The sequence below is a fragment of the Legionella nigrisilvae genome, assembly GCF_977063395.2.
Window position 1 is genome coordinate 196,730 of sequence record NZ_CDRUGZ020000043.1, and the last position, 12,803, is coordinate 209,532.

Below are 12,803 nucleotides of genomic sequence, written 5' to 3' on the forward strand. Positions count from 1 at the left end.
TCAAATCGCTTAATCCTTCGGAACAATTAGAAAATTTTGTCCATTAATTACTCTCTTGAATTGATAGTTTATAGTTTTCACAAAATCCACATATTCCTGAAAGCTTAAATTTAATTCCTCCTCAAATAAATATTCATACTCAAAAACAATTGGCATTTTATGTTGCGCTATTGTTTTTACCGCCCCTTGCATTGCAAATAAATCTCCTCCTTGAATATCGATTTTTATAAAGCTAACTGGTTTTTCAAACTCAAGATCATCAATCATTAGGGATTTGACCGGTCGCCCTTTCCCATGGACATAATCTATTCCGTAAGAACCGTAGGTAGAAAATCGCTCAAAATCTTGTACTGGAAAAAATAGAATCTCATCACTACGATTATGGACTGCACCAAAATGACTTATTATATTTTGGGCATTTACTGATATATTTTTAACCAATAAAGCATGAACGAAATCATCTGCTTCAAACGCATGTACCACACCTTCATCACCTACTAATTTAGAAAACAAAACTGCCATTTGACCAAAGTTAGAACCTATATCTAATACGGTAGTCCCTGGTTTAATATAAGACTTTGCCACGTCATAAATAGGCTTATCAAAAATGGTTCCAGCAATGATGGCATTCGCAATAATATCTTCATGCGCATCGGTTGGCAAAAAATAATTTCCGGTAGCAGTGATATGGTAGGTAAGACTATCCGTTTTTTGACTTTTCTTAACAACTGACTTTTTTATTGATTCTATTCTTTTTTGGAACTCACCACAGTGCCAAAATGAATTCAACATTTCAATTAAGGAGTGATACAAGGCATAATGATAATCTAATACTTCCATATTTTCCGGTTCACGTCCTAAAAAAATATGGTACATAGTGCATATATCTTCTTTAGTAAAATCTTTCACTGTCTTTCCCTAGATCAGTGGAGCCCAGATCGTATCCCCGACCAAATTGAGTTAAAATTTGAAATCAATGACCTGGTTTCCGCTCACATGTTTAAAGCTAAAGAGAAGCTAACTCTAACTTGCTCCACTAAAAATATTAGGAATTAATGTTAATTCCTCTGAAAAAAATGGACCGTCCATTAATCTTTCGGGCCATTTAAAAAGCATCACTGTAAGAATATTTCGATGTTCACCAAATATAAAATCTACTGAATTAGTGCGGGCAGGAATCATCTGATGTTGCGGGTTATACACTGTTTCTAAATGCTCCCTTATTTTTTTAATCCCTGGAGAGTCTTTTTTATTTAATAACAATAAACAAACCCCTACTTCAGCAATAACATCATTTTCAGCCCGCTCCATTATTTGTTCCATATTACGCTCAAAATAATCGCTTATCCAGAAAAAGGAATCGTCGTTAACAAAGTTTTGATAATAATGACTCGCCGCAGTTATGAAATGCGTCATTCCATAAAGTTTTGCTTCATATTCCCATTCAGATAGTTGACTATCCATAGAGTCTGGAAAAGTTTGCTGGAAAAGTTTGGTATAGGATTTTCTTAAATCAACAATATTTAAATCATATAAATAATAAACATAATTAACTAATTGAGCCCCATAAATTCTAATATTTTCCTCATTAACGATAAACTCCTCCAAGCGAGGGACTTGAGTTTTTAAAACGTCAATAACTGTATTTGTTTGTGGGAATAACGAAGTATTTTCCAAATGGTATGAAAAAATCTTATTAGTTGTCTCTAATAAATAAAGATAAAAAAACAAATCACCATATTCTGATATCTTTTTGATCCGTAACTTATGCTTATGTGCAAGCTTTTCGTTAGCATCTAATAATAAATTCTTTGATTTTTGGAGAGTGAGCTCCGGTTGGTCAAGACCTGAAAATAGATATTGATATTTGTTGCTTAAAAAATACACATAATCGACAACAGAATTCAAATGCTTTTTGTCGCCTGTTATGCGATACATTCGGATTGAAAAGTGTTCTTGTCTTATTATAGGCAATTTATCTAAATTGGTTTGATAATTATCTAAGATCGAATCAGCAATTTCTGCATAACTTACAGCAGAACAAAATAATATTAAACAAATTAAAAATTTCACAGGTACACTATACAAAAATAAGTTCCAAAAACAGTCATTAAAAATAATCGGGGTGATTATAAAGTAATCAAGAGTTAATTCAAAATAGCAATTGGAAAGAGGTTCCCATCCGTTGAAACTTTATAATTTTGATGAACTATCGTGAAGCGAAACCTGGGAGTTCTATTTCATAACCCCCGGTTTCTCTATTTTGAACTCTAAACCTATTCGACTCGACGCCAGGTGGTCCCGTTAACTCCATCCTCTAGCTCAATGCCACGATGTAGTAAGTCTGCTCTTATCTGGTCAGCACGTTCCCAGTTCCGATCAGCACGTGCTTGAAGCCGCTCAGCAATTAATTGCTCTATTTCTACCCTATCCTCTTCAGCAAATCCAGACTGTAAAAACGAAGCAGGATCGGCCTGTAATAGCCCCATGATCCCAGCTAAATACTTCAATGTGGCCCCTAAAACAGCTGAGTTATTCTTATTTACTTCATGACTAAGTTGAAACAAAACAGATAATGCAACGGGGGTATTAAAGTCATCATTCATTGCCTGGTTAAATTCATTAATCCAATGATTATCTAATTCACCGTCAGCAATATCATGGATGTCTTTTATGGTTTGATACAAACGAGTTAGTGCTTTTTTTGCATTCCCCAAGTTTTCTTCAGAGTAATTCAATGAACTACGATAATGACTACTTAGAAGAAAATAACGGACAACTTCAGGATGATGTTGGGCCAAAACATCAGCTATAGTGAAAAAATTACCCAATGATTTTGACATTTTTTCATTATTAACTTGCAACATTCCTACATGCAACCAGTAATTTGCAAATTGTTTTTCAGTAGCTGCTTCACTCTGAGCGATCTCGTTTTCATGATGAGGAAATTGTAAATCCAATCCTCCTCCATGAATGTCGAATTGCTCGCCTAGTTCACTCATAGCCATTGCAGAGCATTCAACATGCCAGCCTGGACGTCCTTCCCCCCACGGAGATGGCCAGCTAGGCTCACCTTGTTTTGCTTTTTTCCATAAAACAAAATCCAATGGAGAACGTTTTTCTTTCACAATTTCCACCCGCGCTCCAGCGACTAATCCCTCTAAATCCTTGTGGGATAATTTTCCATAGTCAGCGAATGAGTCGACTTGATAACATACATCACCATTATCACTGAGGTACGCATTTCCTTTCGCAAGCAATCGTTCAATTAATCGAATAATACTGTCTATATGTTCTGTAGCCCGAGGCTCTACATCCGGTGCTAAAATATTTAAAGCTTGTGTATCTTCATTCATTGCAGCAATATATTGAGCAGTCAGTTCATCTATTGGTATTGCACGCTCATGTGCCCGGGCAATAATTTTGTCATCAATGTCGGTAATATTACGCACATACTTCACCTCATACCCTTGAGACCGCAAATAACGAACAATAACGTCAAAAGCTACCATAGAGCGAGCATGACCTATATGGCAATGATCATATACAGTAATGCCACAAACATAGATCCCAATTTTTCCCGGTGAAATGGAAACAAATGGTTCTTTTGTTCTAGTTAAAGAATTATATAAATGCAACATATCTGCCCCTCTAGCTTACCCTAGTTTTCCCCAAGTATCTTTCAAGTCAACGACACGATGAAATGTGCTTACACGTCCATCTTTTAATTCATTAACACCATAGTATCCTAATCGCTCAAACTGAAACACCTCACCTAGTTGCTGGTTTGCTAAAGCGGGTTCACAATAAGCTTGTTTTATTTGCAATGAATTATGGTTTAAAAATTGGAAAAAATCGTCCTCTCGACCTGGGTTTGGATCATTAAATAGACGGTCATATTCCAATACGGTCACAGGGTAAGCATGCGCACACGATACCCAATGGATGACGCCTTTTACTTTCCTATCTTCAGGATTTTTTCCTAAAGTTTTTTCATCATAGGTACAGCGCAATTCAATAATATTACCCTGTTCATCATGAATCACTTCATTACATTTAATTACATAAGCATGACGTAAACGAACTTCAGCTCCGGGAGATAAACGAAAGTATTTTTTAGGCGGCTCTTCCATAAAATCTGAACGTTCAATAAAAAGCTCTCGAGTAAACGGTAAATCACGACGCTCCGAATCAGGATCGTGCTGATTATAAGCGGGTTTTAGTATTTCTACCTTATCTTCAGGATAATTTTCTAAAACTACTTTTATAGGGTCCATTACGCATAAAGCTCTTTTCGCTGTTTTATTTAACTCGTCACGAACACATTCCTCAAGTATGGACATATCAATTACAGAATCACTACGAGATATTCCTATGACTTCACAAAACTGACGAATTGCAGCCGCTGGATAACCCCGTTTTCGCATTCCACGTATAGTAGGCATTCTTGGATCATCCCATCCATTGACAGCCTTTTGTTCAACCAGCTCACGTAATTTTCGCTTGGAAGTAACTGTGTGAGATAAATTTAACCGAGCAAACTCCGTTTGGACTGGTTTTGCAGGTAACGGCAAATTATCAACACACCAATCATATAGCGGTCGGTGATCTTGAAACTCTAAAGTACATAAAGAATGAGTAATTTTTTCTAAAGCATCAGAAATAGGATGTGCATAATCATACATCGGATAAATACACCATTCGTCACCTGTACGTTGATGATGTGCATGTCGGATGCGATAGATGACTGGATCACGCATGTTTAGATTACCGGACTGCATATCAATTTTTGCTCTCAATACATGGGCACCATCAGCAAACTCCCCTGCCTTCATGCGTGCGAATAAATCCAAACTTTCTTCGATGGGTCGATTTCTGTATGGACTTTCCCGCCCAGGCACTTGTAGGGTTCCGCGATAAGCACGAATTTCTTCCATACTTAAACTATCTACATAAGCCAAATCTTTTTTAATGAGTAACACGGCAAAATCATACAACTCATGGTAGTAGTCTGAAGAATGTGTCATGTCATGCCATTCAAATCCTAACCAGCGTACATCATCAATAATAGCGTTGACATACTCTTCCTCTTCTTTAATTGGATTCGTATCATCAAAACGTAGGTAACAGATCCCACCAAACTCTTGTGCCAAACCAAAATTCAAACAAATCGATTTAGCATGCCCTACGTGCAAATATCCATTAGGTTCAGGAGGAAAACGAGTCACTACAGATTTATGTTTGCCACTCGCCAGTTCATCAGTAATCAGTTGTCTTATAAAATGAGCTCGTTTTTCAGTTAATTCTATCATTGGGATTTTTCCGTCACTGTTATTACTAAGTAGCTTCAGTAAAATAAGCTATAACTCGATTAAACTTATATTCCGGTTATGGAACCGGATTCCTAGGGTACGCTTGGAAGTTCATTCAAGCCCACCCCATAATGCATTTTTTTACAACTCAATAAACTGGAACAAATTTAAAGTAGCCTTTTGTTACTATTTTAATTCTTATTCATTGCATGCCGCATAGAGTAAATTAAATCCGCTCCCGCTTCCAACATATCTTTGTTCAGGTTATAAGCTTCCAAAACTCGCGTAATCAGGGCAGCACCCACGATAACCCCATCTGCAAATCTTGCAACTTCTGCAGCCATTTCCGGTGTTTTAATGCCAAAACCTACCATTAATGGAAGCTTAGTTTGTGCTTTTCGGTGTTGATACTGTGCTTGTAACGAGGATAAATCCAACGTATCTGAACCCGTAACACCTTTTAAAGACACATAGTATAAATATCCTTTTGCGAATTGGTTTATTAATGACATTCGCTCATCTGAGGTCGTAGGAGAACAAAGAAAGATACTGTATAAACCATATTTTTGCCAGATTTTAGCTACTTCTCCACTTTCCTCTGGGGGTAAATCTACCAGGATTGTTCCATCCACCCCGGATTCTATTGCTTGTTGCGCAAAACGTTCATAACCAAAATGTTCAATAGGATTTAAATAACCCATTATAACAACGGGCGTCTCTTGATCCTGAAAGCGAAATTCTTTCACCATATTCAATACAGTCTGACAGTGCACGTCCTGAGCAAGCGCTCGTTCCATGGCTCTTTGAATAACTGGTCCTTCCGCCATAGGATCAGAAAAAGGAATACCTAGTTCTAAAATATCAGCCCCGGCTCTAACTAGCTCATGCATAAGTTTCACCGTGATTTCAGGATAAGGATCTCCGGCAGTAATGTACGGGCTAAGCATTTTTTTATCATTAGCATTAAGGCGCATTAATGTTTTGTCGATTCGATTCATACGGTAATCCCATCAATTTGTGCCACAGTGTGCATATCCTTATCACCGCGACCTGATAAATTCACGATGATACTTTGATCCACTGACATCTTCTTGGCAAGTTTCATTGCATAAGCCACTGCATGACTGGACTCAAGAGCAGGAATAATTCCCTCAACCCGTGTTAAAGTACGAAAAGCATTCAATGCCTCATCATCATTAATTGCTTCATAAATTACACGCCCAGTATCTTTTAAATAAGCATGTTCAGGACCTACCCCAGGATAATCAAGACCAGCTGAGACCGAGTGAGTATCTTTAATTTGACCGTATTCATCACAGAGTAAATAAGTCCGGTTACCATGCAACACACCTGGTTTTCCGGCAATCAACGAGGCCGAGTGTTCTCCACTTTCTAAACCTTTTCCTCCTGCTTCAACTCCATAGATAGCAACCGTTGAGTCACTTAGGAAGGGATAAAATAAACCGATTGCATTAGAACCACCCCCTACGCAAGCAACTAAAGCATCGGGTAAACGTCCAGTTTTTTCCATAAATTGAGCTTTTGCTTCAATGCCAATAACCGATTGAAAATCTCTAACCATCTGCGGATAAGGATGAGGCCCGGCAACTGTCCCGATAATATAAAAAGTATCATCCACATGGCTAACCCAATCACGCATCGCTTCATTTAATGCATCTTTTAATGTTTGAGAGCCTGATGTAACTGGGACAACTTCCGCCCCTAACAATTTCATGCGATAAACATTGGATGACTGCCGTTTTATATCCTCAGCCCCCATATAGACCACACATTCCAAACCCAATTTAGCCGCTACTGTAGCAGAAGCCACCCCATGTTGACCGGCGCCTGTTTCGGCAATTACCCGAGTTTTTCCCATACGTGTAGCAAGTAGGGCTTGGCCTACTGTATTATTAATCTTGTGGGCTCCGGTATGGTTTAAATCCTCACGTTTTAAATAGATTTGTGCACCTCCAATTTCCTTACTTAAGCGTTGTGCATGATAAAGTGGATTGGGTCGTCCTACATAATCTTTTAATTCAGCATTCAACTCGGCTAAAAAATTGGGATCTTTCCGATATTTTGCATAAGCTTCTTCTAATTGCTTGAGTGCATACATCAAAGTATCTGCTACAAAAATACCACCATAAGGACCGAAGTGTCCGTGCTCGTCAGGAAGTTCTTTTTTGTTCATGTCTACCTTCATTAACTTCTAAAATATAGCCTGGGTGAAGCGCAGCGTAACCCGAGATCAACGATCCAAATTTCCCAAGTTACGCTGCGCTTCACTCAGGTTACTATACTACCAATGTAACAATTTCTGCATAAATCGGCTCATTTTGTTATGATCTTTAATCCCAGGTGATACCTCAATACCACTGCACAGATCTACGGCATAAGGATGACATGATTTAATTGCTTCGAGTACATTAAACTCATCCAATCCACCCGCCAATATATATGGTTTTTCTACCCTTTGTGGAATAATGTTCCAATCAAACGTACATCCAGTCCCACCCCGCGCATTCTTTGAAGGTGTATCTAACAATAGCGCCTTCGCCATTGCAAAATCTTGTGCGGCCTGATGAATATATGCTTCTGAATTACACTGTATGGCTTTAATAAAAGGCTTATTAAATTGAGCGCAAAACTCAGAAGATTCATCACCATGAAACTGCAATAATTGAATAGGTAATTCTTCTACTATTTGATGGACGAAATCTCGCTCAGGATTCACCAAAACAGCAACAGAGTCTATAAATGCAGGCACATCTTTTAATAAAGCTTTTGCTTTATCTATTGAAATGTGACGTGCACTTTTCGGGTAAAAAATCAAACCTATAGCATCAACCCCTAGATTAATCGCATGTGCGACATCTTGGCTACGCGTCATACCACACATTTTGACTCGTATTCGTGCCAAATTCATTATTTCTCCACAAGAAAAGAAGGCCCCGGATTATTCTGTAATATAGAAAATGTCTGAGGATAAGTCACTTGTACTAAATACAATCCATAAGCAGGTGCTGTTTCAGCACCTAGTCTTCTGTCTTTTGCTTGTAGTACTTCATTTACCCAAGATACAGGATGTTTTCCTGACCCTACTGCTATGAGTACACCAGCAATATTTCGTACCATATGATGTAAAAAAGCATTAGCAGTAATATCTATTATCACTAAATCACCAGAGCGACTAACCTGTAATTTATGGATATTTCGCATAGGCGTATTCGACTGACATTCAACAGAACGGAATGAAGTAAAATCATTCTCGCCTAACAAAACCTGGGCTGCTTGATGCATCAGGCGATGATCTAATTGCCGATATTGCCAAGTTATATTACTTCTAAATAAAGCGGGGCGAATGGCGCCATTATAAATAACATAACGATACCTTCTCGCTGTAGCAGAATATCTTGCATGAAATTCTTCGGTTAATTCTTTTCCCCATTTAACACAAATATCTTTGGGCAAAAAAGAGTTCACACCATGAATCCATGCACGAATACTGCGCACTTTATCACAGTCAAAATGAATAACTTGGTTGGTAGCATGTACTCCAGTATCTGTCCTACCTGCACACACTACAGAAATAGGGCCATCCGCTACCTTTGATAAAGCATGTTCTACGGCTTGTTGCACAGTATGCAAGCCTGTTTGTGCTTGCCAGCCATGATACTGGCTACCATCGTACTCAAGCACTAAGGCGATACGCATGAATATTCCTGATAAAAGGGTCAATTTATAATACAGTATATGTTTTGTCTATACCTTAATATAATTGATTTACAAGTTTATTAAATATTATAGTAATTTCTTTTGTCTCAATTCTGTTTTATTAATTAAAGATGTTGCTTAATATAAATTTACAGCTGTAATCCCTTTTACAAAGTGTGTTCGACTATTTTATTGATTTGATTCATTCAATTATGATACTTTCTCATGCCGCAATTAATTGGCGCCATTAATTTTGCATAACATTATAATCATTAATTGAGACCTATATATGAAAAGGAATTTATTTTACTTTGGCATTACTACTTTATTATTTGTCTGCCAAAGCCCCTCTTTCTCTAAAAATATCGATAATATACAAAATTCCTTACATCACTCCCTTTCCAATGCACAAGGTAGTTGGTTTATATCGCTTGGAGGCGGCGCACAATTTCCTGAATTAAATTCCCATACGAAAGTAAATAATGGATCTGGGTTTCCAGCTCCTTATGGTGCTGATCGTTATTCAATTAGGGATAATAATGGAGGAGTTGTTGCTGTATCTGCTGGCCGGCGTTGGCAAAATGAGAGTATCTGGTTCCCTTCTTATTCATTAAGCATCTTTTGGCAGTATTTTTTTACAACACATATTAGTGGCGAAATTACACAGTATTCTTTACCTCAATTTACAAATTACAAATATAATCTCGACTTTACTTCCAATCTCTTATTAGCCTCGGGAAAAATAAATGTAATGCGATATGGAATATTTTCACCGTTTGTTAACGGAGGAATAGGTAGTTCTTTTAACAATGCTTCTAACTATAATGAATCAGCTTTCGCAGGAGTTAACCCCAGAGTTAGTCCTGAATTTAGAAACTCTAATACAAGTGAGTTCGCATACAATATAGGTGCCGGGGTGGATGTGCAACTCCTTCCACAATTGTTTCTTTCAGTGGGTTATATTTTTCAGGATTTAGGGCCACTCGCCTCTGGTAACGGGGTTAATACTTGGACGGGGGAATCATTAACTCTGGGTTCCTATCGTACAAATGAAGTCCTAATTACAGCCACCTATCTTTTCGGCAAAGAAAAGAACTTTATTAAATGAAGAAATAAAGCATCGTCGCCTGGATTTCCAGGTTACGGCTGTGTATGCAACTAGGCAACCAGTAAATTTAAGATTTTCCTTTGATTTCATCAATTAAGCGTTGTGCTTCTTCTTTTTGAGACTTAGTCCCATGCTCCATAACTTCATTTAATGAATGCAATGCGGATTCTATATCTTCCATTCCTATATAAGTTTTTGCCAGTGCTAAAAGGGTATCTAAAGCCTTTTTATTTTTTAACAGCGAGAGATCATTATTCTCTTCTTTCTTCGGGGTTTGAATTTCATCATCAGAGGATGAAAGAGTAAAATCTAAACCATTGTCTTCATCAATATGTTCTTGAGAATTCTCTTCTTTAGCAGGCGACTTGGATGTAAGTTCATGATGTAAGCCCGATTCAAACTCAAGTAAATTATCCTCTTGCGGTTTATTTTTTGTGCCCTCATCAGTTTGCTTAGATGATTCAAGTTTCTTTTCCGTAGGTATAATTTCCAACAAGTGCTCTTCATCTGTTGCCAATAATTGAGACTTAGTAGCATTCTCTACATTAGGCGAAGTTTTTATCTCTGTTTCAAATTTTAACTCAGGCTCAGGCTTTAACTCAGGCTCAGACTTTAACTCAGACTCAGGCTTTAACTCAGGCTCAGACTTTAACTCAGGCTCAGACTTGAACTCAGGCTCAGGATTTAACTCAGGCTCAGTATTTAACTCAGGCTCAGGATTTAACTCAGGCTCAGGATTTAACTCAGGCTCAGGATTTAACTCAGGCTCAGGATTTAACTCAGGCTCAGGATTTAACTCAGGCTCAGGATTTAAGTCAGGCTCAGCCTTTAACTCAGGCTCAGGATTTAAGTCAGGCTCAGCCTTTAACTCAGGCTCATGATTTAACTCAGGCTCAGACTTTAACTCAGGCTCAGCCTTTAACTCAGGCTCAGACTTTAACTCAGGCTCAGACTTTAACTCAGGCTCAGGCTTTAACTCAGGCTTTAACTCAGACTTTAACTCAGGCTCAGGCTTTAACTCAGGCTCAGCCTTTAATTCAGACTTAGGCTTTAATTTAGGCTCAGGCTTCAATTCTGTCTCAGGCCCAGATTTTAATTGAGATTCAGCTTTAAATTCCTGTAAGGGTTCTTTCGTAATGAGTTGCTCATCTGCACCAATAGTTGGTTGAGTTGGAGTAGAATGTATGATGGGTGGAGTATTAGTGACTGAACTCTTGGCTTTTTTTCCTTGATCACGCCATTTAAAATAAAAATATGCAGCAGCACCACTTGTCCCTCCCGCTACAAACAATAAAAGGAATAACATCCAAAACTCATAGGATGGATCTGAATTGTTCATGGAGCTGCTTTGTCCTGCAATGGCTATCCGCTCTTTCATCATAGTTTGAATTTGATTACGAATTAATTGAAGCTCATGATCCCGTATATCTAATTGTTTTTGTAATTTTTTATTTTGTGTTTGTAATAAACTAAGTTGTTCTGTTAATAGTGCATTAGATTCCCTCAAAGAATCTACTGCAGCAGATGTAATTGATATTTCAGCCTTCAATGTTCTATTCTGCTCGGGACTTACTTGTTTTTTAGTATCCAAGGACGGAATGGAACTGGGCACAGTAAATCGAGACAATGTTTGACTGGGCATCAAAGTTGAAACATCAGAAAACTTTGGCACCGGAGGTATTTGTGAGTACTCAGAGGCTGCACTGGAGGCTTGTCCTGTTATATAAGGCGGAGCTAATACATGATTAATTGATGTTTTTTCGTTCCATGCTTTGTCATGAGCCATTACTTCAACTGTAGCTAAGTCAGCAGGAACTTCCTGAAAATCTTTATCAGAAGGAACTTTAAGGCGAACTCCCGTTTTTAATCCGTTTAAATTTCCATCCGTAAAGGCATCTGGATTTGCACCCACAATTGCAAGAACAATTTGCGGTAAAATAGCATCAGAAGTTTTATATCTTTGTGCAATTTGCCAGACATTTTCATTAGATACTGTCGGGCCATATACTGCTTTTTTCTTCTGTACAACATGACTTACTTCACGATATTTTTTAGTCGAACTCGTTGCATTTTGATGATAACTTGTAAATTTTCTCTGATAGGTTAAACCGCTTTGTGCAGTGGTACTTGCTAGTTTATAGCCAGGTGGATCCAACAATACTGTATAAACTTTATTAATTTGCCCTTTAGACCAGATCAAATCAACCACAAGTTGCATATAAGGGTCCGTCATTCGGTCGGTTGAATGAACCACCACCACGAATTTTCCCTGTTTATTTTTTCTAATATCAAAGAAAAGAGAACCAATTATTTCAGATTGCTCAATACCTAGACTTCGATAGCTTTGTGGATCCGCAAGTCCTACTTTGATACCTGACAAAGAAACATCGTGTACATCAAGTAATTCAATCTCAGCCAGAAAAGGCTGGTCTAACGCTGATTCTACTTTCATTTCACCCAAACCTAAAGTGTACGCACTTATTGGCAAAGTAAGGGAAAATAGAGATGAGAATAAAACCGTTTTTTTCAATCAGAGCTCCATGCCCTTTGGGGTTGAAGACAGGAAATTAGTTTAAAAAAAATTAACATTCTTTACTAATCCATTCAAGTAATTAGCGTTCTTATGAGCATCTTACATAGAATTCTTCCATTTTAAAATATTCTAC

The 12,803-nt window shown here is 37.8% G+C and carries 10 protein-coding genes; 1 reads left to right on the forward strand and 9 read right to left on the reverse strand.

Going from position 1 to position 12,803, the window contains the following annotated elements:
- Window positions 1–9 precede the first annotated feature (9 nt).
- From ACWTE2_RS31320 to truA, 8 genes are all read right to left on the reverse strand, one after another.
- Window positions 10–909: an FkbM family methyltransferase gene (locus tag ACWTE2_RS31320; RefSeq protein WP_454785833.1), complete on the reverse strand. Its 900-nt coding sequence runs from the start codon at window positions 907–909 to the stop codon at window positions 10–12.
- A 114-nt stretch (window positions 910–1,023) separates the two neighbouring features.
- A complete protein-coding gene (locus ACWTE2_RS31325) occupies window positions 1,024–2,073 on the reverse strand; it encodes a DUF3541 domain-containing protein (RefSeq protein WP_454785834.1) in 1,050 nt (349 codons plus the stop codon).
- Window positions 2,074–2,276: 203 nt separating this feature from the next.
- The gene (cysS, locus tag ACWTE2_RS31330; RefSeq protein ID WP_454785835.1) at window positions 2,277–3,641 is read right to left on the reverse strand and encodes a cysteine--tRNA ligase; all 1,365 of its coding nucleotides are present in this window, start codon (window positions 3,639–3,641) and stop codon (window positions 2,277–2,279) included.
- Between the two features lie 15 nt (window positions 3,642–3,656).
- Window positions 3,657–5,312 carry a glutamine--tRNA ligase/YqeY domain fusion protein gene (locus ACWTE2_RS31335; RefSeq protein ID WP_454785836.1) on the reverse strand — a complete coding sequence of 552 codons (1,656 nt, stop codon included), beginning with the start codon at window positions 5,310–5,312 and terminating at the stop codon, window positions 3,657–3,659.
- Window positions 5,313–5,503: 191 nt separating this feature from the next.
- Window positions 5,504–6,310, reverse strand: a complete 807-nt coding sequence (trpA, locus tag ACWTE2_RS31340; RefSeq protein ID WP_454785837.1) for a tryptophan synthase subunit alpha — start codon at window positions 6,308–6,310, stop codon at window positions 5,504–5,506.
- Window positions 6,307–7,506 carry a tryptophan synthase subunit beta gene (trpB, locus tag ACWTE2_RS31345; protein ID WP_182393315.1) on the reverse strand — a complete coding sequence of 400 codons (1,200 nt, stop codon included), beginning with the start codon at window positions 7,504–7,506 and terminating at the stop codon, window positions 6,307–6,309. The genes trpA and trpB overlap by 4 nt, the downstream gene beginning before the upstream one ends.
- Window positions 7,507–7,614: 108 nt before the next feature.
- Entirely contained in the window at window positions 7,615–8,241 is a 627-nt protein-coding gene (locus tag ACWTE2_RS31350; protein ID WP_454785838.1) for a phosphoribosylanthranilate isomerase, read from the reverse strand.
- Window positions 8,241–9,029, reverse strand: coding sequence for a tRNA pseudouridine(38-40) synthase TruA (truA, locus tag ACWTE2_RS31355; RefSeq protein WP_182393313.1), 789 nt, complete (start codon window positions 9,027–9,029; stop codon window positions 8,241–8,243). Before truA ends, ACWTE2_RS31350 begins: the two co-directional genes overlap by 1 nt.
- A 289-nt stretch (window positions 9,030–9,318) precedes the next feature.
- Between truA and ACWTE2_RS31360 the strand changes: the two genes are divergently transcribed.
- Entirely contained in the window at window positions 9,319–10,137 is an 819-nt protein-coding gene (locus tag ACWTE2_RS31360) for an outer membrane protein (protein WP_454785839.1), read from the forward strand.
- A gap of 67 nt (window positions 10,138–10,204) precedes the next feature.
- On the opposite strand, the gene ACWTE2_RS31365 is transcribed toward ACWTE2_RS31360, so the two are convergent.
- Complete coding sequence (locus ACWTE2_RS31365; RefSeq protein ID WP_454785840.1) at window positions 10,205–12,667, reverse strand: FimV/HubP family polar landmark protein; 2,463 nt, start codon at window positions 12,665–12,667, stop codon at window positions 10,205–10,207.
- Window positions 12,668–12,803 lie beyond the last annotated feature (136 nt).

Excerpts from the sequence above, each read along its gene's own strand:
- cysS (WP_454785835.1), bottom strand. The coding sequence starts at position 3,641 with ATGTTGCATTTATATAATTCTTTAACTAGAACAAAAGAACCATTTGTT.
- ACWTE2_RS31335 (WP_454785836.1), bottom strand. The coding sequence starts at position 5,312 with ATGATAGAATTAACTGAAAAACGAGCTCATTTTATAAGACAACTGATT.
- trpA (WP_454785837.1), bottom strand. The coding sequence starts at position 6,310 with ATGAATCGAATCGACAAAACATTAATGCGCCTTAATGCTAATGATAAA.
- trpB (WP_182393315.1), bottom strand. The coding sequence starts at position 7,506 with ATGAACAAAAAAGAACTTCCTGACGAGCACGGACACTTCGGTCCTTAT.
- ACWTE2_RS31350 (WP_454785838.1), bottom strand. The coding sequence starts at position 8,241 with ATGAATTTGGCACGAATACGAGTCAAAATGTGTGGTATGACGCGTAGC.
- truA (WP_182393313.1), bottom strand. The coding sequence starts at position 9,029 with ATGCGTATCGCCTTAGTGCTTGAGTACGATGGTAGCCAGTATCATGGC.
- ACWTE2_RS31360 (WP_454785839.1), top strand. The coding sequence starts at position 9,319 with ATGAAAAGGAATTTATTTTACTTTGGCATTACTACTTTATTATTTGTC.